Origin of the sequence: Humitalea sp. 24SJ18S-53 (assembly GCF_050632385.1) — a bacterium.
Classification (GTDB): Bacteria; Pseudomonadota; Alphaproteobacteria; order Acetobacterales; family Acetobacteraceae; genus Humitalea.
The window spans coordinates 5,159,412-5,185,380 of record NZ_CP192599.1 but is presented as its reverse complement, the minus strand read 5'-3'; the positions used below and the strand labels follow the sequence as shown (position 1 = coordinate 5,185,380).

General features: G+C 69.1%; 29 protein-coding genes. 13 read left to right on the top strand and 16 right to left on the bottom strand.

What is annotated here, in order from left to right; genetic code table 11:
- Positions 1–192: 192 nt before the first annotated feature.
- Genes hisA through hisB form a run of 5 tightly spaced genes read right to left on the bottom strand, consistent with a single transcriptional unit; the run spans position 193 to position 3,140 of the window.
- On the bottom strand, positions 193–918 hold the full coding sequence (hisA, locus tag ACQW02_RS24875; RefSeq protein ID WP_431282600.1) for a 1-(5-phosphoribosyl)-5-[(5-phosphoribosylamino)methylideneamino]imidazole-4-carboxamide isomerase: 726 nt from the start codon (positions 916–918) through the stop codon (positions 193–195).
- A complete protein-coding gene (locus ACQW02_RS24870) occupies positions 918–1,496 on the bottom strand; it encodes a GNAT family N-acetyltransferase (protein ID WP_431282599.1) in 579 nt (192 codons plus the stop codon). The genes hisA and ACQW02_RS24870 overlap by 1 nt, the downstream gene beginning before the upstream one ends.
- Positions 1,493–2,146 carry an imidazole glycerol phosphate synthase subunit HisH gene (gene hisH, locus ACQW02_RS24865; RefSeq protein ID WP_431282598.1) on the bottom strand — a complete coding sequence of 218 codons (654 nt, stop codon included), beginning with the start codon at positions 2,144–2,146 and terminating at the stop codon, positions 1,493–1,495. The genes ACQW02_RS24870 and hisH overlap by 4 nt, the downstream gene beginning before the upstream one ends.
- On the bottom strand, positions 2,146–2,517 hold the full coding sequence (locus tag ACQW02_RS24860; RefSeq protein ID WP_431282597.1) for a DUF2628 domain-containing protein: 372 nt from the start codon (positions 2,515–2,517) through the stop codon (positions 2,146–2,148). Before ACQW02_RS24860 ends, hisH begins: the two co-directional genes overlap by 1 nt.
- Complete coding sequence (gene hisB / locus ACQW02_RS24855) at positions 2,517–3,140, bottom strand: imidazoleglycerol-phosphate dehydratase HisB (protein WP_431282596.1); 624 nt, start codon at positions 3,138–3,140, stop codon at positions 2,517–2,519. Before hisB ends, ACQW02_RS24860 begins: the two co-directional genes overlap by 1 nt.
- 82 nt (positions 3,141–3,222) lie before the next feature.
- Here hisB and ACQW02_RS24850 point away from each other — a divergent pair, with 82 nt between their 5' ends.
- Positions 3,223–3,828 (top strand): glycine zipper domain-containing protein, encoded by a 606-nt coding sequence (locus ACQW02_RS24850; RefSeq protein WP_431282595.1) that lies wholly within the window; start codon positions 3,223–3,225, stop codon positions 3,826–3,828.
- A 2-nt stretch (positions 3,829–3,830) separates the two neighbouring features.
- On the opposite strand, the gene ACQW02_RS24845 is transcribed toward ACQW02_RS24850, so the two are convergent.
- Positions 3,831–5,453: an NAD(P)/FAD-dependent oxidoreductase gene (locus ACQW02_RS24845; RefSeq protein WP_431282594.1), complete on the bottom strand. Its 1,623-nt coding sequence runs from the start codon at positions 5,451–5,453 to the stop codon at positions 3,831–3,833.
- 71 nt (positions 5,454–5,524) lie between these two features.
- Between ACQW02_RS24845 and hslV the strand changes: the two genes are divergently transcribed.
- From hslV to ACQW02_RS24800, 9 genes are all read left to right on the top strand, one after another.
- On the top strand, positions 5,525–6,103 hold the full coding sequence (gene hslV, locus ACQW02_RS24840) for an ATP-dependent protease subunit HslV (RefSeq protein ID WP_431282593.1): 579 nt from the start codon (positions 5,525–5,527) through the stop codon (positions 6,101–6,103).
- Positions 6,100–7,422: an ATP-dependent protease ATPase subunit HslU gene (gene hslU, locus ACQW02_RS24835; RefSeq protein WP_431282592.1), complete on the top strand. Its 1,323-nt coding sequence runs from the start codon at positions 6,100–6,102 to the stop codon at positions 7,420–7,422. The genes hslV and hslU overlap by 4 nt, the downstream gene beginning before the upstream one ends.
- Before the next feature lie 77 nt (positions 7,423–7,499).
- Positions 7,500–8,132 carry a DUF4412 domain-containing protein gene (locus ACQW02_RS24830; protein ID WP_431282591.1) on the top strand — a complete coding sequence of 211 codons (633 nt, stop codon included), beginning with the start codon at positions 7,500–7,502 and terminating at the stop codon, positions 8,130–8,132.
- An 18-nt stretch (positions 8,133–8,150) separates the two neighbouring features.
- Positions 8,151–8,768: a LolA family protein gene (locus tag ACQW02_RS24825; protein WP_431282590.1), complete on the top strand. Its 618-nt coding sequence runs from the start codon at positions 8,151–8,153 to the stop codon at positions 8,766–8,768.
- Between the two features lie 190 nt (positions 8,769–8,958).
- Positions 8,959–9,747 carry a gamma-glutamyl-gamma-aminobutyrate hydrolase family protein gene (locus ACQW02_RS24820; RefSeq protein ID WP_431282589.1) on the top strand — a complete coding sequence of 263 codons (789 nt, stop codon included), beginning with the start codon at positions 8,959–8,961 and terminating at the stop codon, positions 9,745–9,747.
- A 243-nt stretch (positions 9,748–9,990) separates the two neighbouring features.
- Positions 9,991–10,674, top strand: a complete 684-nt coding sequence (locus tag ACQW02_RS24815; protein ID WP_431282588.1) for a fumarylacetoacetate hydrolase family protein — start codon at positions 9,991–9,993, stop codon at positions 10,672–10,674.
- A gap of 16 nt (positions 10,675–10,690) precedes the next feature.
- The gene (locus tag ACQW02_RS24810) at positions 10,691–11,497 is read left to right on the top strand and encodes an exodeoxyribonuclease III (protein ID WP_431282587.1); all 807 of its coding nucleotides are present in this window, start codon (positions 10,691–10,693) and stop codon (positions 11,495–11,497) included.
- A 34-nt stretch (positions 11,498–11,531) separates the two neighbouring features.
- Positions 11,532–12,959 (top strand): LutB/LldF family L-lactate oxidation iron-sulfur protein, encoded by a 1,428-nt coding sequence (locus ACQW02_RS24805; protein ID WP_431282586.1) that lies wholly within the window; start codon positions 11,532–11,534, stop codon positions 12,957–12,959.
- The gene (locus ACQW02_RS24800; protein ID WP_431282585.1) at positions 12,956–13,654 is read left to right on the top strand and encodes a LutC/YkgG family protein; all 699 of its coding nucleotides are present in this window, start codon (positions 12,956–12,958) and stop codon (positions 13,652–13,654) included. Before ACQW02_RS24805 ends, ACQW02_RS24800 begins: the two co-directional genes overlap by 4 nt.
- 289 nt (positions 13,655–13,943) lie before the next feature.
- Here ACQW02_RS24800 and ACQW02_RS24795 read toward each other — a convergent pair whose 3' ends face one another.
- From ACQW02_RS24795 to ACQW02_RS24785, 3 genes are read right to left on the bottom strand one after another with little or no spacing between them, the layout of a single operon-like run.
- Positions 13,944–14,936, bottom strand: a complete 993-nt coding sequence (locus ACQW02_RS24795) for a tripartite tricarboxylate transporter substrate binding protein (RefSeq protein ID WP_431282584.1) — start codon at positions 14,934–14,936, stop codon at positions 13,944–13,946.
- A gap of 25 nt (positions 14,937–14,961) precedes the next feature.
- Entirely contained in the window at positions 14,962–15,789 is an 828-nt protein-coding gene (locus tag ACQW02_RS24790; protein ID WP_431282583.1) for an MBL fold metallo-hydrolase, read from the bottom strand.
- Between the two features lie 5 nt (positions 15,790–15,794).
- The gene (locus ACQW02_RS24785; RefSeq protein ID WP_431282582.1) at positions 15,795–16,676 is read right to left on the bottom strand and encodes a hypothetical protein; all 882 of its coding nucleotides are present in this window, start codon (positions 16,674–16,676) and stop codon (positions 15,795–15,797) included.
- A gap of 103 nt (positions 16,677–16,779) precedes the next feature.
- Here ACQW02_RS24785 and ACQW02_RS24780 point away from each other — a divergent pair, with 103 nt between their 5' ends.
- From ACQW02_RS24780 to ACQW02_RS24770, 3 genes are all read left to right on the top strand, one after another.
- Entirely contained in the window at positions 16,780–17,658 is an 879-nt protein-coding gene (locus tag ACQW02_RS24780) for a LysR substrate-binding domain-containing protein (protein ID WP_431282581.1), read from the top strand.
- Positions 17,659–17,756: 98 nt separating this feature from the next.
- Positions 17,757–18,293: a Smr/MutS family protein gene (locus ACQW02_RS24775; RefSeq protein WP_431282580.1), complete on the top strand. Its 537-nt coding sequence runs from the start codon at positions 17,757–17,759 to the stop codon at positions 18,291–18,293.
- Positions 18,290–18,706 carry a helix-turn-helix domain-containing protein gene (locus tag ACQW02_RS24770; RefSeq protein WP_431282579.1) on the top strand — a complete coding sequence of 139 codons (417 nt, stop codon included), beginning with the start codon at positions 18,290–18,292 and terminating at the stop codon, positions 18,704–18,706. The genes ACQW02_RS24775 and ACQW02_RS24770 overlap by 4 nt, the downstream gene beginning before the upstream one ends.
- 7 nt (positions 18,707–18,713) lie before the next feature.
- Here the strand turns inward: ACQW02_RS24770 and ACQW02_RS24765 are convergent, their stop codons facing one another.
- The 7 genes from ACQW02_RS24765 to ACQW02_RS24735 all read right to left on the bottom strand — a co-directional run bounded on the left by ACQW02_RS24765 (position 18,714) and on the right by ACQW02_RS24735 (position 25,958).
- A complete protein-coding gene (locus ACQW02_RS24765) occupies positions 18,714–19,148 on the bottom strand; it encodes a PaaI family thioesterase (RefSeq protein ID WP_431282578.1) in 435 nt (144 codons plus the stop codon).
- Complete coding sequence (locus ACQW02_RS24760; protein ID WP_431282577.1) at positions 19,145–21,145, bottom strand: TRAP transporter permease; 2,001 nt, start codon at positions 21,143–21,145, stop codon at positions 19,145–19,147. Before ACQW02_RS24760 ends, ACQW02_RS24765 begins: the two co-directional genes overlap by 4 nt.
- 10 nt (positions 21,146–21,155) lie before the next feature.
- A complete protein-coding gene (locus ACQW02_RS24755; protein WP_431282576.1) occupies positions 21,156–22,142 on the bottom strand; it encodes a TAXI family TRAP transporter solute-binding subunit in 987 nt (328 codons plus the stop codon).
- A gap of 71 nt (positions 22,143–22,213) precedes the next feature.
- Positions 22,214–23,173, bottom strand: a complete 960-nt coding sequence (locus ACQW02_RS24750; protein ID WP_431282575.1) for a hypothetical protein — start codon at positions 23,171–23,173, stop codon at positions 22,214–22,216.
- On the bottom strand, positions 23,170–24,141 hold the full coding sequence (locus tag ACQW02_RS24745; protein WP_431282574.1) for a hypothetical protein: 972 nt from the start codon (positions 24,139–24,141) through the stop codon (positions 23,170–23,172). The genes ACQW02_RS24750 and ACQW02_RS24745 overlap by 4 nt, the downstream gene beginning before the upstream one ends.
- Positions 24,142–24,168: 27 nt before the next feature.
- Positions 24,169–25,323: a radical SAM family heme chaperone HemW gene (hemW, locus tag ACQW02_RS24740; RefSeq protein WP_431282573.1), complete on the bottom strand. Its 1,155-nt coding sequence runs from the start codon at positions 25,321–25,323 to the stop codon at positions 24,169–24,171.
- The gene (locus ACQW02_RS24735) at positions 25,320–25,958 is read right to left on the bottom strand and encodes a 3-oxoacid CoA-transferase subunit B (RefSeq protein WP_431282572.1); all 639 of its coding nucleotides are present in this window, start codon (positions 25,956–25,958) and stop codon (positions 25,320–25,322) included. Before ACQW02_RS24735 ends, hemW begins: the two co-directional genes overlap by 4 nt.
- Positions 25,959–25,969: the final 11 nt, after the last annotated feature.

The following is a 25,969-nucleotide window of genomic DNA, read 5'->3' as shown; positions in this document are numbered from 1 at the left end:
GGGGCCGTGGCCCCTTGGAACCCACGCGGTTTGGTAAAATAAAGAGAGGGGCATGTATCGACCTTTGCCACTGGAACGCCAGTGATGCCCCTCTCTTTATTTTACCAATACTCCGCCGGTCCAGGGGCGGCGGCCCCTGGTGGGGGTGGCGTGGAGGGGGCGAAGCCCCATCCACTGGCGCCGCCGCCAATGCTAGCCCGCCGCCGCCAGGGCCGCAGCCGCCGTCACCCGCCCATCGTAGAGGGCGCGGCCGATGATGCAGCCGGCGATCCCCGCCTGTGCGGCCCGCAGGTCGACGATATCGCCCGCACCGGCCACGCCGCCGCTGGCGATCACCGGCACCGGCACGGCCCGCGCCAGTGCCGCGGTCGCCGCGACATTCACGCCGCCCAGCATCCCGTCGCGCGCGATGTCGGTGAAGATAATCGCGGCCGCGCCGCTGTCGGCGAAGGCGCGCGCCAAATCCAGCGCCGTCATGTCAGATGTTTCGGCCCAGCCTTCGGTCGCCACCATGCCGTCGCGCGCATCGATGCCCAGCGCCACGCGCCCGGGGTGCTTGGCGCAGGCGGCGCGGACGAAAGCCGGGTCCTTCACCGCCGCCGAGCCGATGATGACCCGTGCGACCCCGGCCTCAAGCCAGGCTTCCAGGGTCGCCATGTCGCGCACGCCGCCGCCGAGCTGCACCGGGGCGTCGGTGGCGGCCAGGATCGCGCGGACCGCCGCCGCATTGGCCGGGCGGCCAGCGAAAGCGCCGTCCAGGTCCACCACATGCAGCCAGTGGAAGCCGGCGGCGCGAAAGGCCGCGGCCTGGGCGGCGGGATCCTCCGCATAGATCGTCGCCCGGTCCATGTCGCCGCGCTGCAGGCGCACGACCTGGCCGGCCTTGAGGTCGATGGCGGGGTAGAGGTCAAAACCCATCAGCGTTCACCCGGAACCAGCGCGTCCGTCGTGCGGCCACGGCCGGGGTCGAGCAGTTTGTAATAATGATGCCCGGCGACCGTCTGGCCATTCACCCGGGCATAGGCCGGATGCGTGCCCCAGCGCGTGTAGCCCAGGTGTTCGAACAGGGCGATCGCGGTGGACTGGGTTTGCCGCACATCCAGGTTCAGCACCCGGTGGCCAAGGGCGGCGGCCCGTTCCTCCACCCGCGTCACCAGCATGCGCGCCAGGCCGTGGCCGCGCGCATAGGGCGCGATATAGGCGTGGTTCAGCGTGGCGGCCCAGGCCTGGGCTTCGTTGTGGCGCGGCGGGCGAACCAGCAAGGCGGAGCCGACGCAGGTGCCGTCCAGCCGTGCCACGAACACTTCGCGTTCCGGCACCAGCAGCAGCCCGCGGAAATGCCGGGCCAGGGCGACGCGGCCCTGTGGATTCACCCAGCCAAAACCACCGCCCTCGGCGATCGCGGCATCGGTTGCTTCCGCCAGGTCGTTCAGATCGCCGTCGGTCAGAAATTCGGCGCGTTCCACCAGCAGATGCCGCACATGGGTGTCGGTCATGGTGCCCATTCGAGGAAGTTGGTCAGGATGCGCAGGCCGACCGGGCCCGACTTCTCGACGTGGAACTGGGTGCCGACGATATTGCCCCGGCCGATCATGGCGACGACGGGCCCGCCGTAATCGGTGGTGGCCAGGACGTCTTCCGGGTCGGCGCCGGCCCAGGCGTAGGAATGCACGAAATAGGCATGCGCGCCCGGTTTCAGCCCATCCAGCAGGGGATGCGCGTCCGGGGCGAAATCCAGCCCGTTCCAGCCCATCTGCGGCAGCGGCAGGGGGGTGCCATCGGGGGCGCGCGGGTCCATCGGCGCCATGTCGCCGGGCAGCCAGCTCAGGCCCTGGGTCACGCCATGTTCCAGCCCGCGATCGCACATCAACTGCATGCCGACGCAGATGCCCAGGAAAGGCTTGCGGTCGAAACGGGCGGCGCGCTCCAGCGCCTCGAACATGCCGGGCAGGTCGTCCAGCCCGCGGCGGCAGGCGGCGAAGGCGCCCTGGCCCGGCAGGACGATGCGGTCGGCGACGTCCAGGTCCGGCGCATGGGTGGTGACGCGGATGGTGGCGTCGATGCCCGCCTCGGCCGCGGCATGTTCCAGCGCGCGCAGCACGGAGGCGAGGTTGCCCGAGCCGGGGTCGATGATCGCGACGCGCATCAGCGAAGCTCCACGCGGGTCAGGTCGCGGCGTTCGGCCAGCAGGCGGAACAGCGCGGCATCCCGGTCACGCCCGGCGACCACGGCGATGGTGGGTGAGCCGACGGCGGCCAGGTGCAGGCGCCGGATGTCCTGCGCCGACAGCCCGATCAGGATATGGGCGCCGGCCGCCAGCCACACGGCGATGGACGGCGTGGCCAGAAGGCCAATGGCCAGGGCGACGATGCAATAGGCGGCCGCCGCCATCCAGCAGCGATGCCAGAGCAACCAGGGCAGCGGCACGACCATGGCGACCAGCGAGGCGCGTTCCGGCACCAGCAGCAAATCCTCGGGGTCGCGGTGCGGACCCGCGTGGGCCGTAAAAATGCGCATCAGCCGTCCAACGCGCCCTTGGTCGAGGGGATGGCCCCGGCCGTGCGCGGATCGGGTTCCACCGCGGCGCGCAGGGCGCGGGCGACCGCCTTGAAGCAGGCTTCGGCGATGTGGTGGGCGTTGGTGCCGGCGCGCTGGGTGATGTGCAGGGTCGCGCCAGCGTTGAAGGCGAGGGCGCGGAAAAATTCCTCGAACAACTCGGTATCCATCTCCCCCAACTTGTCGCGCGAGAATGTCGCGGCGAAGGCGAGGAAGGGGCGGCCCGACAGGTCGATCGCGGCTTCGACCAGCGCTTCATCCATAGGGATGGTCGCCTGGCCGTAGCGGCGGATGCCGCGCTTGTCGCCCAGGGCCTGTCGGATCGCCTGGCCGATCACGATGCCGACATCCTCGGTCGTGTGGTGGAAGTCGATATGCAGGTCGCCGGTGGCGGCCACGGTCAGGTCGATCAGGGAATGCCTGGCCAGCGCGGTGAGCATGTGGTCCAGGAAGCCGATCCCCGTCGCGACCTCGGCCCGGCCGGTGCCGTCGAGGTCGACGGAGACGCGGATATCCGTCTCCGACGTGGTGCGGGCGATGGCGGCGCGGCGGGCCTCGGTCGGGGTATTGGGGCTTCGGCTCATGTGATGGGTTTAGTCCCGCAACGGGGGTGAGGGCAAAGTGTGGCGTGACAGGCGGCGGGCGGGGCTGTAGCCCGTGGGCACAATGATCCGGATTTCCCCCTTCCTACCGCTGGTTGCAGTGCTTGCCGCCTGCTCGCCGACTTACAACCCCGACACCTATGCGACCCGTGCGGTGCAGCAGGCGAACCCGGCCGACCGGGGCGTGATCGCCGGCGTGCGCCCGGTGCGGATCGCGGCCGATGGTACGACAGGCGGTGCCACGGGGGCCGCGGCTGGCGGGCTGGTGGGGTCGCAGACACCGGGGGGCGGCCTGGGCGCCGCCGTCGGTGCGCTGGGCGGGGCCGTGTTCGGCGGGCTGGTCGGCACGGCGGTGGAGCGCGCCAGCGGCGACACCACGGGGTTCGAATACATCATCCGCAAGCGCAATGGCGACCTGGTGGCGGTGACGCAGCGGGATGTCGAGGCGCTGCAGGTTGGGATGCGGGTCTTGGTGATCGCCGGGAACCAGGCGCGGGTGGTGATCGATTATACGGCGGAGGAGGAGGTGGCGGCGCCCGCCCCGGCGGCGACTCCGGCCGCGACCCCGGCGCCAACGCTACCTGGCCCCTTCGTCGATCCGGCGCCGGTGCCGCCCAGCACGCCGGACCTGAGGTCCTTTTCCCCCGGCGCGGCGACCTTGCCTCTATAGGGTCAGCCGTAGATCAGGCTGGCTTCCTTCTCCCGCCCACGCCCCGGCGCTGGGGGCAGCCCTGTGATCACCCGCGCCACCGCCTCGGCCGTGCGGATGCCATCCATCCCGGCCGACATGATGCCGCCCGCGTAGCCGGCGCCCTCACCCGCCGGATACAGGCCGCGCGTGTTGACCGATTGCCCATCCGGCCCGCGCGTGATCCGCAACGGTGAGGAGGTGCGGGTCTCGACCCCCGTCAGCACCGCGTCGCCCATGGCGAAGCCGGCCAGTTCGCCATCAAAGGCCCGCAGCGCCTCACGCATCGCCACCACGGCGAAGTCGGGCAGGCACAGCGCCAAATCGGTCGGGGTGACGCCGGGGCGGTAGGAGGGCACCACATCGCCAAGCGTGGTGGAGGGCCGGCCCGCCAAGAAATCCTCCACCCGCTGCGCTGGCGCCGCCCAGGTGCCGCCGCCCGCCGCAAAAGCCGCTTCTTCCCAATGGCGCTGGAAGGCGATGCCGGCCAGCGGACCGTCCGGGTAATCCCGTGCCGGGTCGATGCCGACGACGATGCCGGCATTCGCGTTGCGTTCGTTGCGCGAATACTGGCTCATGCCATTGGTCACCAGGCGGCCAGGCTCGCTGGCCGCGGCGACCACGGTGCCGCCGGGGCACATGCAGAAGGAATAGACCGACCGCCCGTTGCTGGCGTGGTGCACCAGGCGGTAGTCGGCCGCCCCCAGGATCGGGTGCCCGGCCGCCGCGCCGAAGCGGGCGCGGTCGATCAGGGATTGCGGGTGTTCGATCCGCACCCCGATGGAAAAGGGTTTTGGCTCCATCGACACGCCGCGCGCATGCAGCATCTCGAACGTGTCGCGGGCGCTGTGGCCGATGGCCAGGACGACGTGGTCGGCGGCGATCTTTTCGCCCGTGTGCAGCACCACGCCGCGCACGGCGCCGTCCACGACCTCGATATCATCCACCCGGCTGGAAAACCGGTATTCGCCGCCCAGCGCCTCGATCTTGCGGCGCATGGATTCCACCATCTGCACCAGCCGGAAGGTGCCGATATGGGGTTTTGAGACGTACAAAATCTCATCCGGCGCCCCGGCCAGGACGAATTCGGTCAGGACCTTGCGGCCGTGGTGCGCTGGGTCTTTCACCTGGGACCAGAGCTTGCCGTCCGAAAAGGTCCCGGCCCCGCCCTCACCGAACTGCACGTTGGATTCCGGGTCCAGCACGCCACGGCGCCATAGGCCCCAGGTGTCCTGGGTGCGTTCGCGTACCGCCTTGCCGCGATCCAGGATGATCGGCCGGAAGCCGGATTCGGCCAGGATCAGCGCCGCGAACAGCCCGCAGGGGCCGGTGCCGATCACGATGGGGCGATGGGCCAGCCCCGAGGGCGCGGTTGCGACGGGGCGGTAGGTGGTGTCCGGAGTGTGAGGGAGGCTGTGCGCGGCTTCGTCCGCCACCTCGGCATCGATGGTGTAGGTCAGCACCACCCGCCCGCGCGCACGGGCGTCATAGCCGCGGCGGGCGATGCGCCAGGACAGCGGCGCCCCCCCCAGGCGGGCGGCGATGGCGGCGGCCAGCGCCTCGGGCGGGTGGTCGAGCGGGAGGCGGAGGTCTGTGAGGCGGAGCATGTGACCGATTCATACCGGAAAGGGGGGGCTGCTTGCCACCGGCCCTGCGCCCGCCCATCTGGGCACCCATCATGCACAACACATCCCCCCCAGGTGCCGACCCCCTCGGCTGGCACGGCACAACCATTCTCTGCGTCCGCAAGGACGGGCGCGTCACCATGGCCGGCGATGGCCAGGTCAGCATCGGCCAGACGGTCGTGAAGAATAACGCCCGAAAGGTGCGTCGCATCGCCCAGGGCCGCGTCCTGGCCGGTTTCGCCGGCGCCACGGCCGATGCCTTCACCCTGCTCGAACGGCTGGAGGCGAAGCTGGAACGCTTCCCCGACCAGTTGGAACGGGCGGCCGTCGAACTGGCCAAGGACTGGCGCACCGACCGCTACCTGCGCCGGCTGGAAGCCCTGCTGGCCGTCGCCGACAACAAGCGCAGCCTGCTGATCACCGGCCAGGGCGACGTCCTGGAACCGGAGGATGCGATCATCGGCATCGGTTCGGGCGGCAATTTCGCCCTGGCCGCGGCCCGGGCGCTGCTGCCGGTCGAAGGGCTGGACGCGACCGAGATCGCCGAACGATCGATGCGCATCGCCGCCGATATCTGTGTTTACACCAATGGGCGTTTCATCCTGGAAACCCTGGAAGCCGACGCACCATGAGCGAAACCGTGAACCTGTCCCCGCGCGAGATCGTGTCGGAACTGGACCGCTATATCGTCGGCCAGGGCGATGCCAAGCGCGCCGTCGCCATCGCGCTGCGCAACCGCTGGCGCCGCCAGCAACTCGGCGCCGGCATGCGCGAGGAGGTCGTGCCGAAGAACATCCTGATGATCGGCCCGACCGGCTGCGGCAAGACGGAAATCGCCCGCCGCCTGGCGCGCCTGGCGAATGCCCCCTTCATCAAGGTGGAAGCGACCAAGTTCACCGAGGTCGGCTACGTCGGCCGCGACGTGGACAGCATCATCCGCGACCTGGTCGAAATCTCGATCAACCAGATGCGCGAGACGGCGCGGCATGAGGTCGAGGCCCGCGCCGAACTCGCCGCCGAGGAACGGCTGTTGACCGCGCTGGTCGGCGAACACGCCGCCGGCGACACGCGGCAAAAATTCCGGAAAATGCTGCGCGAGGGCAGCATCGAGGCGCGGGAGGTGGAGGTCGAGGTCTCCGACCCCCAGGGCACCCCCATGGGCATGATGGACATGCCCGGCATGCCGCCGCAGCAGATGGCCGGCATGCAGGAAATGCTCGGAAAAATGTTCGGCGGCCGGGCCAAGAAGCGCAAGGTGACGGTGGCCGAGGCCCGCGTCGCCCTGATCCGCGACGAGGCCGACCGGCTGCTCGACCAGGACCGTCTGACACGTGAGGCGGTGGCCAATGCCGAGAACAACGGCATCGTCTTCCTGGACGAGATCGACAAGGTCTGCGCCCGCACCAGCGAAGGCGGTTTTCGTGGCGGCGACGTGTCGCGCGAAGGCGTGCAGCGCGACCTGCTGCCGCTGATCGAAGGCACGACGATCAGCACCAAGTATGGGCCGGTGAAGACGGACCACATCCTGTTCATCGCCTCGGGCGCGTTCCACCTGGCCAAGCCTTCGGACCTGCTGCCGGAATTGCAGGGGCGGTTGCCGATCCGGGTGGAGCTGGCGGCGCTGACGCGGGATGACCTGCGGCGCATCCTGACGGAGCCGGAAAGCAGCCTGATCAAGCAATACGTGGCGCTGCTGGGGACCGAGGGCGTCATGCTCGACTTCGCCGATGACGCGATCGATGCCGTGGCCGACCTGGCCGCCGACATCAACGCGCGGGTGGAAAACATCGGCGCGCGGCGGTTGGCGACGGTGCTGGAACGGTTGTTGGAGGAGATTTCCTTCACGGCCTCCGACCGGCGGGGCGATTCCGTGCGGGTGGGTGCCGCGCTGGTGCGCGAGAAGGTGGCGCCCCTGGCCGGTTCGGCCGATCTGTCGCGCTTCATCCTGTGAACGTGAGCGGCCGGTCGCTTGACCGGCCGCCGACCGCCGCCCAAGGCTTTGACCGTTTCCCCCGGGAGGATTTCGCCATGCGTGCCGCCACATTCGCCATGCTGCTGATCGCCGCCACGCCTGCCCTGGCGCAGGACCGCCCACCGGCGCTGCAGCCGACCCGCGATGTCGCCGTCAGCTACCGCGCCGGCAACCAGAATGTGCGCATGTCCTGGCAGGCGGCCGAAGGCCGGATGCGGATGGACATGCCGGGCCAGGGCGGGGCGATGATCGTCGATACCCGCGGGCAATCCGCGCTGATGTTGATGGAGCCGCAGCGCATGGCGATGCGGATGGCCTTCGACCCGGCGACCCTGCCGGTCAACCCGATGGCGCCCAGCGCCGATACGCGGTTCACCCGCGAAGGCACCGCGACGGTTGCGGGGCTGACCTGCACGAACTGGCGCATGACCAACCCGAACGGCACCGGCACCGGCTGCATCACCACCGATGGCGTGCTGCTGCGCGGCACCGGGTCGACCGCGCGCGGGCAGGAAACGATCGAGGCGACGGAGGTCCGCTACGGCGCGCAGGATGCGGCGCTGTTCCGTGCGCCGGAGGGGTATCGGGTGATGGACATGGGCAACCTTGGCGCGCTGGGTGGCGCCCTGGGTCAATTGGGCGGCCAACTGCCGGGCGCCGGCGGCGCCATGCGCCCGCCAACCAAGTAGAGGCTGTTGCTGCACATCATGACGCCAATCCGCCTGCCGCGCCGCGCCCTGGTCGCCGCGCTTTGCGCAACGCCTTTCGTCGCGCGGGCGCAAGCCAACATCGTGGCGCGGGTGGAAGCCTACCTCAACGCGATGACGACGTTCGAGGCACGCTTCCTGCAAATCGCGCAGAATGGCGGGTCCGCGATGGGCACCGCGATGATCTGGCGCCCGGGGCGGATGCGCTTCGACTACGACGCGCCCGAGCCGACGCTGCTGGTCGCGGCCAATGGCCAGATGATGCTGCTGGATCGTGAGTTGAAGCAGCCGACGATCGTGCCGATCGGCTCCACGCCGCTGTCGGTGCTGCTGCGCAACCCGATCCGGCTGTCGGGGGATGTCACCCTGACGGGGGTCGAGGAATCCGGCGGGTTTTCCCGCCTGACGGTGAACCGGACCAATAGCCCGGCCGAAGGGCGCATCACGCTGGTCTTCGCCACCAACCCCATGGAACTGCGCCAATGGCTGGTCGTGGATGCCCAGGCGCGGGAAACGCGGGTGACGTTGACTCAGATTCGCACCGGCGTGCGCTTCGATCCTGCCCTGTTCGAGATGAACGACCCGCGCTTCCTGGAGCGTGAAACCGCCAACCGCTGAGCGCCGTCCGGGCCAAGCCATGCGTGGGGCGGGCAGCGGTGCCAGCGTGTGTGGCGCAGCTGTCACAGCATTGTCGCCTTGATGTCGCCATCAGGGAACGGGACACTATCTCTGGCGCAGCATTTGCAGCGCATCTGGGGCGTGGAGCTGGTTCGACGCCTGTTGGATGGGTTCGGAGCGGGATATTGGCATGCGGCCGCTGATCGGCATTTCCTGTTGCGTCAAGGCTTTTGGGCTCTTCGCGACCCCCAACCACGCGGCTTCCGACCACTATGTGAAGGTGGTCATGGGTCCGGTGTCGGGCGTGCCGGTGCTGCTGCCGGCGGGGGGTGAGGCCTTTGTCGACGAAATCCTGCCGCGCCTGGACGGGCTGATGCTGACGGGCAGCCGGTCCAATGTCGGCCCGCGCCATTACGACGGCCCGGCCCATGCCGAAGGCACGCCGGAAGACGACCACCGGGATTCCACCACCCTGCCGCTGATCCGCGCCGCCATCGCGGCGGGCGTGCCGCTGCTGGCGATTTGCCGCGGCATGCAGGAGTTGAACGTTGCCCTGGGCGGCAGCCTGGACCAACGCATCCAGGACCTGCCTGGCCGGATGGATCATTCGACGCCGTCTGACCAACCCATCCCCGCGGTCCGCACCGGCAAGGCGCATGCGATCCGCGTCGCCCCCGGCGGCGTGCTGGAAGGCATCTGGACCGAGGCCCCGGTCGCCCTGCCGGTGAACAGCCTGCACAACCAGGGCGTGAAACGCCTGGCACCCCGCCTGATCGCCGAAGCCTGGGCGCCGGATGGCACGGTGGAGGGTGTGCGCGTCGCCGATGCGAAGGGGTTTGCCCTCGGCGTGCAGTGGCACCCGGAGTATGATTGGGATCGAGATGCCCACTCGGTGCGCATCTTCCATGCATTTGGTGCGGCCTGTGCGGGTTTCGCAGCGAAACGGGCCGCGATGCCGCTTTCGGTCGCCGCCGAATAGGTTTTCGCTTGTGGTTTTGGCCCGATTCGCTTTGCGCGGGCTTGGTTCTGGCGCTAATGTTTCTCCATCGGTGGCCCCACCACCGGTGGTCGAGCCCCGGTATCCCCTGCCGGCTCGCCCGACCCGTTTCCGGACGGAAGCGGCGCCCGGCCACCCCCCTGGCCGGGCGCTTTCGTTTGGGCCGCTTGCGCGTCGCACATCAGCGGTTATGGTCCCGGCGATCTTCCGAAAAGGATTGCCGCGATGGCCGATTACGTGATTCCCGCCCCCCCGCAGGCCAGCGTGCCCGTCGCCGGCGGCGGCGCCTTCCCCATCCGCCGCATCTTCTGCGTCGGCCGCAACTATGCCGAGCATGCGCGCGAGATGGGCCATGACCCGGACCGCGAGGCACCCTTCTACTTCTGCAAGCCGGCCGATGCCGCGCTGACGGGGGGCAAGGATATGCCCTACCCGACCGTGACCAAGGACCTGCACCACGAGATGGAGCTGGTCGTGGCGATCGGCACCGGCGGCAAGAACATCTCCGTCGCCGATGCGATGAAGCATGTCTGGGGCTATTGCGTCGGCCTCGACATGACGCGGCGCGATGTGCAGGGCGAAGCCAAGAAGCTTGGCCGCCCCTGGGACATGGGCAAGGGGTTCGACCATGGCGCGCCGATGGGCGACATGATCCCGGCCGGCAATTTCGATCCGTCCAAGGGCAAGATCGAGCTGAAGGTGAACGGCAAGGTTCGCCAGGTGAGCGACCTGTCCAAGCTGATCTGGTCGGTGCCGGAAGTCATCGCCAACCTGTCCGAGCTGGTCGAACTGGCCCCGGGCGACCTGATCATGACCGGCACGCCCGAAGGTGTGGCCGCCGTGGTCAAGGGCGACCTGCTGGAAGGCATGGTCGAGGGCGTCGGCACGGTCACCACGAAGATCGTCTGACAGGGAAGATCGTCTGATGTCGCTGCGCGTCGCCACATGGAACATCAATTCCGTGCGGCTGCGCGCGCCGCTGCTGGCGGATGTCGTGGGGCGTCTGTCGCCCGACATCCTTTGCCTGCAGGAAACCAAGACACCGGACGAACACTTCCCGCATGAAGCGGCCGATGTGCTGGGGTTCACCCATCGCATCGTGCGCGGCATGAAGGGCTACAACGGCGTCGCCATCCTCTCCCGCCTGCCGATCACCTTGCGGGCGGGCGAGCCGGACTGGTGCGAAAAGGGCGACTGCCGGCACCTGGGCGTCGATGTGCCGACACCGTCCGGGCCGGTGGAAATCCATAATTTCTACGTGCCCGCCGGCGGGGATGAACCTGACCGCCTGATCAACCCGAAGTTCGGCCACAAGCTGGATTTTCTGGCGGAGGTGACGGCCTGGCAGGCGGCGCGCGGCCCAGCCAAGCGGTCGGTCCTGGTCGGCGACCTGAATATCGCGCCGCTGGAACAGGACGTCTGGAGCCACAAGGCGCTGCTCAAGGTCGTGTCCCACACGCCGGTCGAGGTCGCGGCGATGGGGGCCTGGCAGCGGGCCGGGGCCTGGGTGGATGCGCCGCGCCGCTTCGTGCCCGACACCGAAAAACTCTATTCCTGGTGGTCCTACCGGGCAAAGGACTGGGCCGCGGCGGATAAGGGCCGCCGTCTGGACCACATCTGGGTCAGCGAGGATTTTGCCGATCGCCTGGTGTCGCACAAGGTGCTGAAAGACGCGCGCGGCTGGACGCAGGCGTCGGACCACGTGCCGGTGATGGTGGAAATCCGGGTCTAGCGGCAGGCGCGGCGGGCGCTATCATCCTGGCGCCATGCACATCACATCCCCCGCGTTCAAACAAAACGCCCACGACGCGCTGAACGACGCCAGCCTGCAGAAGGCGCTGAAACACGCGCGGCCGATGTTCACCGGCAACCGCGCCCGGGCCGTGGCGAACCTGCCGGAGTTCGAACGGCTTCGCGACATCGGACGGGACATCAAGAACCACACGCTGGCGAACCTGGACTGGTATCTGGAAACCTACGCCGCCAACGTGGAACGCGCCGGCGGCCAGGTGCATTGGTGCAGCACCGCCGACGAGGCCCGCGCCAAGGTACTGGAGATCTGCCGCAACGCCGGCGCCCGCACGGTGACCAAGGGCAAGTCGATGATCTCCGAGGAATTGGGGATCAACGAACATCTGTCGAAACACGGCATCACCCCGGTCGAGACCGACCTGGGCGAATACATCCTGCAGATCCGCGACGAAGGCCCGTCGCACATCATCGCCCCCGCCTTCCACCTGAACCGGGAAGACTGGGAGAAGACCTTCCGGGCAGTCCATACCGATCTGCCGGCCGACCGGGTCTTTGGCGACCGCCGCGACATCATGGCCGAGGCGCGGACGCGGCTGCGCGAGAAATTCCTGGCGGCCGACGTGGGGATCACCGGTGCCAACTTCCTCATCGCCGAAACCGGGTCGTCGGTCATCGTCACCAACGAAGGCAATGGCGACCTGACGCAGACTCTTCCGCGCGTCCACATCGCCCTGGCCAGCATCGAGAAGGTGGTGCCGACGCTGGAGGATGCGACCAGCCTGCTGCGGCTGCTGGCACGATCCGCCACGGGTCAGGATTTTTCCGTCTACACGACGTTTTCCACCGGCGCCCGGCGCCGGGCCGATCTGGACGGGCCGCAGGAATACCATGTCGTGCTGATCGACAACGGCCGGTCGAACATGATGGGCACCGAGTTCCAGGAGATGTTGCGCTGCATCCGCTGCGCCGCCTGCATGAACCATTGCCCCGTCTATGGCGCGACGGGGGGCCACGCCTATGGCTGGGTCTATCCCGGGCCGATGGGCAGCGTGCTGACGCCGACCCTGATCGGCGTGGACAAGGCCGGGCATTTGCCGAACGCCAGCACCTTCTGCGGCAAGTGCGAGAGCGTGTGCCCCGTCAAAATCCCGCTGCCAAAGATGATGCGGCATTGGCGGGAGAGGGAGTTCGAGCGGCACCTGTCGCCCTCCTCCGTCCGCACGGGGCTGGGCGTCTGGGGCTGGTTCGCGCGGCGGCCCGGCGCCTATCGGATGGCGACGCGGGCGATGATCGGGGTTCTGGGGCTGCTCGGCCGCAAGAAGGGCGCGTTTCGCAGCCTGCCCCTCGCGGGTGGCTGGACCGAAGGGCGCGACCTGCCGGTGCCGGAGGGCGGGACCTTCATGGCGCGCTACGCCGCCGCCCAGCGGAGCCGCACCTCATGAGCAAGGACGCCATCCTGGGCGCCATCCGCCGTGGCCTGCGCCGCGGCCCGCTGCCGGCCGACCAGGCGGCGATGCTGGCCGGCAGGCTGGCGACCCACCCCCGGCACCTGATCCCGGCGCGGTCGCGCGTGTCGCGCCCCGAACAGATCGCGCTGTTCGTGCGCAATGTGGAGAAGGAGTTCGGCTCGGTCGTCCGCCTGGCCGATGCGGCCGACGTGCCGGGCGCCGTCGCCGACTGGCTGGCCGCCCAAAACCTGCCGCCGCGCTTTGTCATGGCGCCACATCCGGAGTTGGAGGCGCTGCCCTGGGCCGACCGACCAATGCTGGGTTTCGAGGCGCGACGGGCGGACGGCAGCGACACCGTCTCGGTCCAGCACGGCTGGGCGGCCGTGGCGGAAACCGGGACGATCCTGTTCCCATCGGACCCCACGCGGCCCACGACGCTGAACCTGCTGCCGGAATCGGAAATCGTGGTGCTGCGGGCCAGCCGCGTGGTCGGCGCCTACGAAGAGGCCTGGGACCTGCTGCGCGCCGAACGCCAGGATGCCGAAACGGGCGGCTTCATGCCGCGCAACCTGATGTTCGTCACCGGCCCCAGCCGCAGCGCCGATATCGAACAGACCCTGGAACTCGGCGCACACGGGCCGCGCCGGCTGCACGTGCTACTGATAGAGGATGACGCGGCGGCACGGTGAGCCGTTGCGGGGTGCTGAATATATGGAGGTGGCGCCAGTGGAAGGGGCTTCGCCCCCTCCACGCCTCCCCCACCAGGGGCCGCCGCCCCTGGACCGGCGGAGTATTGGTAAAATAAAGAGAGGGGCATGGCCTGCGCGTGATCAATCGTGTACCAACGACGCCCCTCTCTTTATTTTACCAAATCGCGTGGGTTCCAAGGGGCCACGGCCCCTTGGTGGGGAGAGTTTGAGAGGGGCGAAGCCCCTTTCAATGCACGGCCCTCGTATATTCAGCACCCTGCTACACGCTCTACTCCGCACGCGCCCCGGACTCCCGCACCACGCGCGACCACTTGGCCAGGTCCGCCGCGACCAGTTCGGCGAAGGCTGCCGGCGTGCCGCCGACGATGTCGCCGCCTTCCTGCCGCACGCGGTCCGCGACCCCGGGGGCGCGCAGGGCTTCGTTCGCCGCGGCGTTGAGGCGCTGCACGATCGGTGCCGGCGTGCCGGCCGGAAGGAAGAAGCCGTACCAGGTATTGGCATCGAAGCCCGGGTAGCCGGCCTGGCCGATGGTGGGGACGTCCGGCAGCACCGGGCTGCGCTTCGCCGCCGAAACCGCCACCGCGCGCAACAGCCCCTCGCGGATATGCGACAGGGCAGTGGGCACCGAGGACATCATGACCGGCACCCGCCCCGCGATCACATCGGTCACCGCCGCCGCCGCCCCGCGATAGGGCACGTGGGTGAAGCGGATGCCGGCGACCTGCTGGAACAACTCGCCGGTCAGGTGCGACACGGTGCCATTGCCCGGTGTCGCCAGGTCCAGCCCATCGGGTGCCGCCTTGGCCGCCGCCACCACCTGGGCCAGCGTGTGGTAGGGTGATGTTGCGCCCACCACCACGACATTCGGCGCATCGGCCAGCAGGATGACGGGGATGAAGTCCCGGATCGGGTCGAAGGGCAGCCGGGCGTAGAGCGACGGGTTGATGGCGAAATGCGCCGTCTGGCCCAGCAGCATCGTGTAGCCATCGGGTGCCGCCTTCGCGACCGCATCCACGGCGATGTTACCGCCGGCACCCGCGCGGTTTTCCACCACGATCGGCTGCCCCAGCAGGGCGCTGACCCGGTCGGCGATCACGCGGGCGATCACATCCATCCCGCCGCCGCCGGTGCCCGGCACGATCATGCGGATCGGGCGCGTCGGCCAGGCGGCCTGCCCCCAGGCGGGGGCCGCGGCGGCGACCAGCGCGGCGCTGGCCAGCAGGCCACGGCGTGAAACGGTTGGGTGCGGGTCGTTGCCCATGGCGTCCTCCTGAGTGCTTTCTTGATTATTGGGCGGCGACGAGGTCGGGCGGTGGCGCCAGCCCCGTCTCGGTGCCGGATTCGGGGACGGAGCCGCCATACAGCAGCCCCTCGATGATCTTTGGCACCGTCACGGCGGGGTCGCGGATTGGCAGGCCATGGCTGGGCGCGATCACCCGCACGTCGAGTTCCTTGAGCAGCCAAAGCAGCCGGTCGGCGTAGAGCCGCATGTCGGTGAACTTGGTCCAGAACAGCGCCCGGTCGGCGAAGACGGCGGAAACATCGGGCAGGTCGAGCGACACCGCCTCCTCCGCGCAGAGCCCGCAGTGCCCGTCCTCATGATAATGGCTGTAGGCGAAGCCATCGCCCGGAAACAGCACCCGCGCGCCGGTGTCGAAGCCATACCAGGTGGTCCGCAGGTCGCGGATCACCGGTTCCACCGCAACAAACTCCCGCCCGCCGAGGTCGATCCGATCGCCCTCCTTCATCGGCATCAGCCGGTGCGCGTATTGCGGGAAGGCCAGGTGGTAGTCGCTGACATCGCCGCAGAGCAGCGCCTGCGGATGGCGATGCAGCACACGGCCGAGGCCGCCCGAATGCGGCGTCTCCTGATGCGTCACGAACAGGTATTTGAGTGGGGCGCGGCCGGCGAGCAGCTTGCTCATCTGCGCGTCGATGAGCGGGAAATCCTTGGGATGCCCCGTCTCGATCAGCATCGAGGCCTCGGTCCCGCAGACCAGGAAGGCCGCGTTGTAGGTGTGGTAGATCTTGCCCTTGGCGCGCTGTTCCAGGCAGTCGCCGAGCCAGAAGACGCCATCGGCGATCTGCCGCGGCATGGGTTCGCGTGGGGTCATGGCGGTTACCTCAACTCGTCGCGGAAGACGTAATGCGGGGCGATGCGGTCGCGGCTGAGATCGGCCAGCACGTCGTCCATCATGTCGAACTGGCGGCGCACGGTGTCGCGGCCACGGAAGACACGGCCATAGCCGGGGGCCAGGGTTTCGATGTCGTGGCGATCGAAAACGTCGCGCAGCTTGCGGCGGAGGGAGGTCGTCTCACCGCCCTCCAGCCACCAGTAGCGCGTGTTCAGCAGGAAGCTGCGCAAATGGGCGGGACCTTGGGCGTCGTCCGCGCGGTCCAGGGTCCAGGGACCGGCGGCGTCGGTCGCCCATTCATGGGTGAAACTGTCGGAGGTGAAGAGCGTGCGGGTCGCGTGGTCGTAGAGCCATCGCGTGCCGATCAGCCGGATCGGCGCCTGGAAGGCCTCGACCGGGCGCCCGGTGCCGGGGCCGACATTCAGGGTCTGCACGCGCGCGACAAGGGTCGTCTTCAACGGTGCCGGCATCACCCCGCCGGCATCCGACCGCCCACCGAAATCGACCCAGAGCGAGGCATCGGGGTTGGAGGAATAGCATTGCTCGACATCGAAGTTGTCGGCGATCACCTCGACATTGCAGACCGACATGAATTCGTTCAGCCGCATTGGATAGACCGACAGACGCGTGCCCGGCGCCAGCACCGATCGCAATTGCGCCACCACCTGGCCGGCATGGGCGGAAAACCCGGTGTCGAGCATCAGCGCCGAACCGCCTTCGACCAGCAGGTAGCAGTTGACCGCCGTATATCCGCGCGCATCGGCTGGGTAGCTGCTCATCCTTCCGTCCAGCACGCAGGGCTGGCGCAGGACGTAGAGGCGCCCGTCGATCAGCGTTTCCACGCCAGGCGCCAGATCGGTCACCATGCCTGTTTTCTCCCCTGCACCGGGCGGAACCTGGGCCATCCGCCTTGCTTGACCTAACGACTTATGGTCGGCTGCCTTTTGAGAAAAAGTCACAGGCCTCCTGGTGCCCCTGCGTTTGCCCCCCCTGAATGCCGTGCGCGCTTTCGAAGCCGCCGGGCGGCTGCAAAGTTTCAGCAAGGCGGCGGCGGAACTGCACGTGACGCCGGGCGCCGTCAGCCGCCAGATCGGCAAGCTGGAGGTGTTCCTGGGCCTGCGGCTGTTCCTGCGCACCGGGGCGGATGTGCGGCTGACGGCCGAGGGCGAGGCCTATCTGGTCGCGGTGCGCGACGGGCTGGGCCGGCTGGCTGCTGGCACGCGGGAGGTCCAGGCCGGGGCCGGCAAGCTGCATATCTGGGGCTCGCGCTTCTTCATCCGCATCTGGCTGCTGCCGCGCCTGCCGGGGTTCCACGCGCAGCATCCGGAACAGGAGGTGATGATCACCACCGCCCTGCCCGACGACCCCGTGCCGCAGGACGTGGACGTCGCGATCCGCGCCGGTGAATCCCTGCCGGGCATGCTGTCGCACCGGCTGATCGAACGGGTCGTGGTGCCGGTGTGCAGCCCCGCCTACCTCCAGGCCGCGCCGCCGCTGCGCCGGGCGCAGGATCTGGAGCACCACACCCTGTTGCAGGCACCGACCGATGCCGCCGACTGGCAGCGCTGGTACGCGCGGACCGGCGCGCCGCCGGTCCCGCTGGCCCGGCGCATCCCCTTCACCAGCGCGGACATCGCCTATAGCGCGGCCTTGGATGGGCTGGGCCTGGCGCTGGGCCGCCATGGCTTCATCGAGGCCGATGTGCGCGCCGGGCGCCTGGTGCTGCCCTTCGACGTGGCGCTGCCGACGGAGGGCGCGTTTCTGCTGATGTATCGCGATCGCGACGTGTTGCCCCGGCGCATCGCGGTGTTCCGCGACTGGATGCTGGCGCAGTTGCGCGGCGAATAGGCTGTTGCAAGGCGAGGCGACGCCCTCTCCACGGCGCAACCTCCCCGTTTTTCAACAACCTGCTGGCGCGCTTCTGCCCGGGGCCCTATCTGCGGGCCATGCCGCCTCGTCACCGCAATGTCTCGCCGCAGGAGGTCGCTCTGTGGGGCGCCTGGGCCGAGCGGGCTGGTGTCGCGCCCATGCCGGGCAAGGCGTTGCCGCCGACGCCCGCGCGGCCGCCGCCCGTGGTGGCGGCAGCCGTCCCGCCCGGCGCGGCCCCTGCCCCGGCCGTGCGGCGGCCGCCGCCGTGGGAGATCGCGGTCGGCGCGCCCCCACCTGGCATCGATTCCAACCGCTGGAAGGATCTGCGCCGCGGCCGCACCCGGCCGGAACGCACGCTGGACCTGCATGGCCGCACCGCGCAGCAGGCGCATGGGGCCGTCCGCGCATTCCTGGCTGGTGCCGCGCATGACGGGCTGCGCTGCGTCTGCATCGTGACCGGCAAGGGGGCCGTGCCACATGGCGGGGTGTTGAAGCGCGAATTGCCGTTCTGGCTCAACGCCGCCGACTTGCGCCCGCTGGTTCTGGCGTTGGCGCATCCGCATGCCGCCAATTCGGGGTCGGTGCATGTGCTGCTGCGGCGGCGCCGGTCGTGACGCCGTTTGGCGAACGCCTGCGCGCGCTGCGCCGGGCGCGTGGCATGCGGCAGAAGGATCTGGCCGAGGCGCTGCAGATCTCGGCGGCCTATCTCTCCGCCCTGGAACACGGACGGCGCGGCACGCCGACCCCGGGGCTGGTGCACCAGGTCAACGAGGTTTTTGGCCTGATCTGGGACGACGCCGAGGAGATCGCGCTGCTGGCCCGCGAAAGCCGGCCGAAGGTCAGGCTGGACACCGGCGGCTTGGACCCGGCCAAGACGGCGCTGGCCAATCGCCTCGCGCGGGTGCTGGGCGGGTTGCCGGCCGAGGCGGTGGCGGAGATCACCGCCGTGCTGGACCGGCACGCTGCCGCGCCCCGCGCCGCCTCACCGGCCTTTGGCGACGCCAGGCGGCGGGCACGCCCGCGGTAGGTCGGTGTCAGTCCTGCCCGGCCAGGCAGATCAGCGTCTGCGTCGCCGTGGCGCAGAGGTGTTCCACGCCGTCGCGCACCGCCATGACCTGCACGTCGGAGACGGTCAGCGTGCGGCCGCTGCGAACGACCCGGCCGATGGCGCGTAAAAAATCGCCGCGTGAGGGCGCCAGGAAATTCACCTTGTATTCCACGGTCAGCACCGTGCTGCCGGCCGGGAACAGGGTGAAGCCGGCATAGCCGCCCGCGCTGTCGGCGATGGCGCCGACGGCGCCGCCATGCACATGGCCGTGCTGCTGGGCCACATGCGGCACGCAGGGCAGTTCGACGACGACGTGGCCCGCCTCTACCAACGTCAACCGCGCGCCCAGATGCGCCATGAAGGGTTGCCGCGAAAAACTCTCGCGGACCTTGGCGACGAAATCCGGATCGCGCGGCGTCACGCGGCCCGGGTCCGGGTTCGGAAGTTGAGGAGGATCAGCCCGGCCAGCAGCACGAAACCGAGCAGATGCGGCGCGGGCAGCAGCCCGGAGAACATCGACTCCAGCAGCGCCGGGAAGACCAGCATCAGCCCGGCCAGGGTGAAGCCGGCACGCTCCCACGCGGCCAGGGGCCGCCAGGCCATGCCCTGGCAGGCGGCCGCCAGGGCGGCCAGGCCGGATGCCGCCAACAGGAACTGCCAGGCCACATCGCCCCAGCCCATGCCGGGCAGGAAGGAGAGCAACAGCGCCACGCCCTCCGGATCGGTCACGAAGACGAAGGGCAGGATGAAGGCCGGCAGCGTGTACTTCCACGCCATCAGGGTGGTGCGGTACGGCCCCGCCCCGGTGATCGCGGCCGCGGCAAAGGGCGACAGCGCGGTCGGGGGCGAAACCTCCGACAGCACGGCGTAGTAGAAGACGAACATATGCGCCGCGTAATCCGGCACGCCGAGCTTCATCAGCGCCGGCGCCGCCACCACGGCGCAGATGATGTAGGAGGCGGTGACCGGCACCGCGAGGCCGACGACCCAGACGATCAGCGCGGTGTAGAGTGCTGTGATCAACAGCGACCCGCCGGCCGCCTGGATCGCGATGTCGGAGAACTTCAGCCCCAGACCCGTCAGCGTGATGCAGCCGACGATGATGCCCGCCGCGGCACAGGTCGCGGCGATGCCGACCGCCTGGATCGCGCCATCCGCCAGCGCCTTGACCAGCCGGCGTGGCCAGAGTGCCCCTTCCTTCGACAGGAAGGACAACACGATGGCGACGCCCATCGCGTAGAGCACCGACATGGTCGACGAGTAGCCGATGACCATGAAGAAGATGATCGCGATCAGCGAGGAGAAGTGGAACCAGCCCTTGGCGAACAATTCGCGCAGCGGCGCGACCGGCACCTTGATATTGCCAAGCCCCGCGACATTCAGCCGCCGCTGGTCCAGCTCCACCATGAACAGCAGGCTGGAATAATAAAGGATGGTCGGGATCGCCGCCATCTTCAGCACGTCGAGGTAGCCGATCTTCAGGTATTCGGCGATCAGGAAGGCCGCGGCCCCCAGGACCGGCGGCGAGATGATCGCCCCAAGCCCCCCCGCCGCCAGCAAGCCGCCCGCATCATCGGGGCGATAGCCGACACGCTTCATCATCGGCCATGCGACGGTGCCGATGGTCACCGTGGTCGCGACACCGGAGCCTGACGGCCCACCCAGCAAGAACGACGACAGCACCACGGTGCGCCCGGCGCTGGCCGCGTTGCCGCCCGTGGCGGCGAAACTGAAATCGACGAAGAACTTGCCGGCGCCTGTGGCCGACAGGATGGCGCCGTAGATGGTGAACAGGATGATCAGCGTCGCCGACACATCGACCGCGGTGCCAAAAATACCGTCCAGGGTCGTGGTCAGATGCGGGATCAACCGCTCCGCATCATAGCCGCGATGCGTCCATGGCGCCGGCAAGTGATCGCCGAAGAAGGCATAGAGCATGAAACAGCCCGCGACGAAGGGCATGATCCAGCCCGTCGTCCGCCGGGTCGCTTCCAGCACCAGCCCGATCAGCATCCAGCCGACCACGATGTCCATCGGCTCGGGGAAGACATAGCGGTCGAGCAGGTCGTCGCCGCCGTCGATCAGATACCACAGCACATACAGGCTGGCCGCGATCAGCACCGCGTCCCACGCCATGAATCGGTCGCGATACCGCCGCGCCACCGGGAACAGGAAGAAGCTCAGCACCAGCGCGAAGGTGACGTGGACGAAGCGCAGGGTCGTCGTGGGCACGATGTCCCACGCCGCCCAGAGGTGGAACAGCGACATGGCCAGCGCCACCGCCGTTCCGGTCACGCCAAGCCAGCCGGTGAAGCGGTTCTGTACGCCTTCCTCGGCTTCGATCAGCCGGACCACCTCTTCGGCGGTCTTGGCATCCAGGTCGCCTGCTTCAGGCGGCAGGCCGGCAATATTTGTCACGCGCCAGTCCTTAAGCCAGCGTTGCACCCCGTGCGCGCCAGAAGGCTTCGGCGGTGGGGTGCCAGGGGATGCCGGCGGCGGCGGTCTTCTGGCGTTCCAGGGTGAAGCCCCGGCCCTCGGCATGCACCTGCGCCAGGTCGGCGCGGTAATCCCAGGCGACGCGCAGGATGCTCTCGACCAGGGCGGCCGGCGCGTCCTCGCGCATCGCCAGGATATTGGCGACGGACATCTGCTTGTTGTCGGTGGTCTGGCCCGGATAGGTGCCTGCGGGAATCACCTCGGGGAAGTAGACCGGGCCATGGGCCTCGACGATCTTCGGGATGAATTCATCGTGGTCGACCAGGCGCAGGGTGACGCCGGGACTGGCGCCGAGGTCGGTGATCGCGCTGGTCGGAATCCCGGAGACGAAGAAATAGGCGTCGAGCTTGCCGTCCTTGATCGCGTTCGTGCTTTCCGCCGGCGACAGCCGTTCGCGGGCGCGAAAATCCTTGTCGCGGTCCAGGCCCGCGGCTTCGATCAGGCGGAAGGCCATCAGTTCCGTGGCGGACCCCGGCGCGCCGGTCGAAATGCGCTTGCCCTTCATGTCGCCGATGGTGCGGATGCCGGTCGCGGCCGTGGTCACCACCTGCATGCGGTTGGTGTAGAGCACGGCGACGGCGCGCACCGGCACGGCGCGGCCACGGAACGGCCCGGCGCCACGGATGCCGTCCACCGATGCATCGACCTGGGTGAAGATCAGCCCGACGCGCGATGCGCCCAGCAACTGGTTGTTGGCGACCGATCCGCCCGTCACTTCGACCGTGGCGCTCATGCCCGGGATGTGGCGCGACAACAGGGAGGCGAGGCCGCCGCCGAGCGGATAATACACGCCGCCCGTGGTGCCGGTGGCGATGGCAAGCTGCTGGGTGGCCTGGGCGCGGGCATCGCGGCCGAACAGGCTGGTCGTCGCGGCGGCGGCGGCGATTGTCGCCAGGTCGCGCCTCGTTACTTTGGACATGTAGCCTCCTGAACATTTGGTTGTTCAGGACAACATGCCCGAAGCGGATGGGCGAGGACAGCCCCCGAGGGTCAGCGCAAAACGGTGAAGCTGCTGCCTGGTGCGAGCGCGCCGGCCAGCGTGCCGCCCGCGCGCGTCGCCGCATCATCCTGGCTGAGGCCGATGATGTGGCAGGGCACCCCGGTCGCGGCGGCGAGCAGCACGCCAAGGTCGCTGGTGGTCACCAGCATGGCACAGCGCTTCACCAGCCCCCCAATTCCGCCGGGTGTCGCGTGCGACAGCCACCAATCGGCGTCCAGCAATGCCGGCAGCAGCGGCGCCTGCCCGGGGCGGAAGGCGAGCAGCGCCTGGCGGGCGCCCAGGATGGGGTCGGGGGCGGAATCGTCACCCGCCTGGCGCACGGAAGGCGGGATCGGCAGCACCGGCCGATCGGCGAGCAGCCCGAGCACGTGGCGGAACGCCGCGGGGTGCTTGTCCATGCTCTCCAGCAGGTGCGGGGAGGCGTCGAGCATGAGACCCAGCGGCGCCGGCCCTTCCGGCAGCAGGCAGGCCAGGCTGTCGTCGTGCGGCAGGGTGCGTTCGGGGAATGTCGCCAGCGCGGGAAACCACCGCAAGCCGCGTCGCATCATCGTCAGGTGGGTGACGTGGTCGCGCATGCTGCCTTGCAGGCCGTCGAGTGTCGCCGCGATCCGCAAGCCCTGCGCGCTGTCCACGCCCGATGGCAGGGACAGGTTGTGCAAACAGGCATTCGCCCGTGGCGTCGCCGCGATCGCGTCCTCGAACAGCGCCATCAGGGGCGGCACGCGCCGCGCCCGCCCGATCGGGCCGGCCAGGACGATCCGGGACGGCTGGCGCGGCGGTGCCTCACCCGGCGCGATGCAGGTGACGTCGGGGGCGCAGCGCGCCGTGAATCCGGGCGCTGCCGTGACCACGATCGGATCCGGATCGCCGATGGCGCGCACCGCTTCCAGCAGCGCCGTTTCGGCGGCCATGTGCCCCGTGCCGAAATCGCCGAAGAACAGGACCGTCATTCGTGGCGCAGCCCGACGCAGGTGCTGCCCTGGGGCAGGTTCGCCGAGACCGCGACCATGGTGCGCGGCACGCTGTTGTCCTCGATCGGATGCAGTCCGATGGTCCGCACCCCGGCGCCGATGCCGTGGATGACATTGTGCTTGCGCTGGCTGATCAGGGTGTCGAGGCGGGAGATGATTCCGCGCAGCCGTGCCGGGGTCATGTTCGCCTGCCACCAGTCGTAGTCCAGCATCTGGGGCATCGCGATGTCCCAGCCGTCCAGGAAAGCCTCGGCGAAACGGCGGAAGCCCGTCGCGTCATCTTCGTCGCTGGCATAGCGATGGATGGTGCTGACGATGGGGACCGCGACATAGCCGGCGAAGGGCGCCAGCAAGGCCCGCACGCGGGCGGCGTCGCGCCGCAGGCAGCGGTCCATCAGGGGATAGGGGATGATGGAAATCCCCAGCAAAGGCTTGCCACGCGGCAGCATGGCCTCGGCCAGGGTGCGGTCGGGAACCAGCGCCCGTTCGGGAAACAGGCTCAGCCCCGCCCGTATCGGCAGCCCCCATCCGGCCGCGCTGACGGCCGATGCCGGATCCCGCACGGTGAAGCTTTTCAGCCGCCCCAGCGCGGCGTAGCCGGCGGGCGTGATGCTGTCGTCCAGCGCCCCGGCGGAGACGCCGATGTTGTGGATATGCAGTTCGGCGCCGGCATCGGCCGCCCGCGCCATCCAGGGCAGGAAGGCGGCGAAGGCTTCCACCGTGCCGACATGGCCGCCGCCCAGGACCACGCGCTCCGGCGCGAAATCCATCATCGCGTCACCGTTGCGGAAACACCCCGCCAGGCCGGGCGCACAGCGCATGGTCCAGTCGGCGCCGGTGCTGAAGGCGCGGGCTTCGGTCGAAGGGAAGCTCTGCATCGCCTCGATCAGGCATAATTCGTCGCCGAGGTTGCCGAAACCATAGGAGCCGAGAAAGGCGGTGCGCATCGTGTCAGGGTGCCCCGAAGGCCGGATTCAACGCAACAGGACCGGCAGCATGGCGTCCAGCCGCAACAAGCCCTCGGTCGTCGTGGCCAGGCGGCCGGTGTCGGTCCAGCGCAGGTAGCCTTCGTTCATGCAGGCGACCAGCATGGCCGGGTCGGTGGCATCGGCCAGGGTCACGCCACTGCGGGCGGCGAGATGGGCGGGGTCCACGCCCTCCGCCAGGCGCAGGCCCATCAGCAGGACTTCGCGCGCGAGGTCGCTGGGGGAGAGGGTTTCCTCCTCCGTCCGCGCGTGGCCGTCGCGTTCGACGCGGGCGAGCCATTCTTCCGGGGCGCGGTGGCGGCGGGCGGCGGTGATGGCGCCGTCCAGGGTCAGGCGCTGGTGCGCGCCGGCGCCGATGCCGAGGTAATCGCCGTGGCGCCAATAGGCCAGGTTGTGGCGGCTTTGCGCGCCGGGCTTGGCATAGTTGGAGACTTCATAGGCTTCCAGCCCGAAGCGGGCGGCTTCCTCGGCCGTGGCGAGGTAGAGGGCGGCCGCGTCATCGCCCTCCGGCAGGGCGAAGGCGCCGCGCCCAAAAAGGGTGGCGAATTGCGTGCCGGGTTCGATGGTCAGTTGGTAGAGGCTGAGGTGGTCGGCGGCCAAGGCCAGGGCGCGGCGGAGTTCGGCCCGCCAGGCGTCGAGCGATTGGCCGGGGCGCGCGTAGATCAGGTCGAAGGACACGCGCGGGAAAATCCCGCGCGCCAGTTCCAGCGCCGTGATCGCCTCGCCCACGTCGTGCTTGCGGCCGAGGAAGGCGAGGGCCTCGGGTTCCAGCGATTGCACGCCCAGGCTGATGCGGTTCACCCCGGCGTCGCGGAAGGCGGAAAGGCGCCCGGCCTCGACGCTGGTCGGGTTGGCTTCCAGGGTGATTTCGATATCGGGCAGTGGGTCGAACAGCGCCAGGGCATCGGCGATCAGCGCGCCGGCGCCGTCGGGCGGCATCAGGCTGGGGGTGCCGCCGCCGAAGAAGATGCTGGCCAGCGGCCGGCGCCCGGCGCGCGCGGCCTCATGCGCCAGTTCGCGCCGCAAGCCCGCGATGAAGCGGGCCGTGTCGACACGGTCCCGCACATGGCTGTTGAAGTCGCAATAGGGGCATTTGGCCGCGCAGAAGGGCCAGTGGATGTAGAGCGCGAGAGGGTCGGTCACACCGCGACGATATAGGCGCCTTCGGTCTTGGCCGCGATCTCTTCCAAGGTCACGCCCGGCGCCACTTCCGTCAGGCGCATGGTGCCGGCGGTTTTGTCGATGGCGAAGACGCCGAGTTCGGTGATCACGGTATCGACCACCCGCTGGCCGGTCAGCGGCAAGGTGCATGATTTCAGCAGCTTGGGCTTGCCGCCGGCGGTGTGTTCCATCAGCACCACGACGCGCTTGACCCCGGCGACGAGGTCCATCGCGCCGCCCATGCCCTTCACCATCTTGCCGGGGATCATCCAGTTGGCGAGGTCGCCGTTTTCCGCGACCTGCAGGGCGCCCAGGATCGACAGGTCGATATGCCCGCCGCGGATCATGCCGAATGACGATGCGCTATCGAAATAAGATGAGTTCGGCAGCGCCGTCACGGTCTGCTTGCCGGCGTTGATCAGGTCGGCGTCTTCCTCACCAGCCAGCGGAAAGGGCCCGATGCCGAGCATGCCGTTTTCCGACTGCAACTGCACCGTCATGCCATCGGGCACGTGGTTCGCGACCAGGGTCGGGATGCCGATGCCCAGGTTCACGTAAAAGCCGTCTTCCAATTCGCGGGCGGCGCGGGCCGCCATTTCGTCGCGCGTCCAGGCCATTTGTCGGTCTT

What these genes read in the sequence shown, in the direction of transcription:
- hslU (WP_431282592.1), top strand. Translation starts at nt 6,100, where the DNA reads ATGAGCGAAACCGTGAACCTGTCCCCGCGCGAGATCGTGTCGGAACTG.
- ACQW02_RS24745 (WP_431282574.1), bottom strand. Translation starts at nt 24,141, where the DNA reads ATGCGCACCGCCTTTCTCGGCTCCTATGGTTTCGGCAACCTCGGCGAC.
- ACQW02_RS24775 (WP_431282580.1), top strand. Translation starts at nt 17,757, where the DNA reads ATGCCGCCTCGTCACCGCAATGTCTCGCCGCAGGAGGTCGCTCTGTGG.
- ACQW02_RS24850 (WP_431282595.1), top strand. Translation starts at nt 3,223, where the DNA reads ATGATCCGGATTTCCCCCTTCCTACCGCTGGTTGCAGTGCTTGCCGCC.
- ACQW02_RS24790 (WP_431282583.1), bottom strand. Translation starts at nt 15,789, where the DNA reads ATGACCCCACGCGAACCCATGCCGCGGCAGATCGCCGATGGCGTCTTC.
- ACQW02_RS24785 (WP_431282582.1), bottom strand. Translation starts at nt 16,676, where the DNA reads ATGGTGACCGATCTGGCGCCTGGCGTGGAAACGCTGATCGACGGGCGC.
- ACQW02_RS24825 (WP_431282590.1), top strand. Translation starts at nt 8,151, where the DNA reads ATGACGCCAATCCGCCTGCCGCGCCGCGCCCTGGTCGCCGCGCTTTGC.
- ACQW02_RS24815 (WP_431282588.1), top strand. Translation starts at nt 9,991, where the DNA reads ATGGCCGATTACGTGATTCCCGCCCCCCCGCAGGCCAGCGTGCCCGTC.
- ACQW02_RS24800 (WP_431282585.1), top strand. Translation starts at nt 12,956, where the DNA reads ATGAGCAAGGACGCCATCCTGGGCGCCATCCGCCGTGGCCTGCGCCGC.
- ACQW02_RS24750 (WP_431282575.1), bottom strand. Translation starts at nt 23,173, where the DNA reads ATGACGGTCCTGTTCTTCGGCGATTTCGGCACGGGGCACATGGCCGCC.
- ACQW02_RS24755 (WP_431282576.1), bottom strand. Translation starts at nt 22,142, where the DNA reads ATGTCCAAAGTAACGAGGCGCGACCTGGCGACAATCGCCGCCGCCGCC.
- ACQW02_RS24830 (WP_431282591.1), top strand. Translation starts at nt 7,500, where the DNA reads ATGCGTGCCGCCACATTCGCCATGCTGCTGATCGCCGCCACGCCTGCC.
- ACQW02_RS24795 (WP_431282584.1), bottom strand. Translation starts at nt 14,936, where the DNA reads ATGGGCAACGACCCGCACCCAACCGTTTCACGCCGTGGCCTGCTGGCC.
- ACQW02_RS24820 (WP_431282589.1), top strand. Translation starts at nt 8,959, where the DNA reads ATGCGGCCGCTGATCGGCATTTCCTGTTGCGTCAAGGCTTTTGGGCTC.
- ACQW02_RS24845 (WP_431282594.1), bottom strand. Translation starts at nt 5,453, where the DNA reads ATGCTCCGCCTCACAGACCTCCGCCTCCCGCTCGACCACCCGCCCGAG.
- ACQW02_RS24870 (WP_431282599.1), bottom strand. Translation starts at nt 1,496, where the DNA reads ATGACCGACACCCATGTGCGGCATCTGCTGGTGGAACGCGCCGAATTT.
- hisH (WP_431282598.1), bottom strand. Translation starts at nt 2,146, where the DNA reads ATGCGCGTCGCGATCATCGACCCCGGCTCGGGCAACCTCGCCTCCGTG.
- hslV (WP_431282593.1), top strand. Translation starts at nt 5,525, where the DNA reads ATGCACAACACATCCCCCCCAGGTGCCGACCCCCTCGGCTGGCACGGC.
- ACQW02_RS24810 (WP_431282587.1), top strand. Translation starts at nt 10,691, where the DNA reads ATGTCGCTGCGCGTCGCCACATGGAACATCAATTCCGTGCGGCTGCGC.
- ACQW02_RS24860 (WP_431282597.1), bottom strand. Translation starts at nt 2,517, where the DNA reads ATGCGCATTTTTACGGCCCACGCGGGTCCGCACCGCGACCCCGAGGAT.
- ACQW02_RS24805 (WP_431282586.1), top strand. Translation starts at nt 11,532, where the DNA reads ATGCACATCACATCCCCCGCGTTCAAACAAAACGCCCACGACGCGCTG.
- hisA (WP_431282600.1), bottom strand. Translation starts at nt 918, where the DNA reads ATGGGTTTTGACCTCTACCCCGCCATCGACCTCAAGGCCGGCCAGGTC.
- hisB (WP_431282596.1), bottom strand. Translation starts at nt 3,140, where the DNA reads ATGAGCCGAAGCCCCAATACCCCGACCGAGGCCCGCCGCGCCGCCATC.
- ACQW02_RS24735 (WP_431282572.1), bottom strand. Translation starts at nt 25,958, where the DNA reads ATGGCCTGGACGCGCGACGAAATGGCGGCCCGCGCCGCCCGCGAATTG.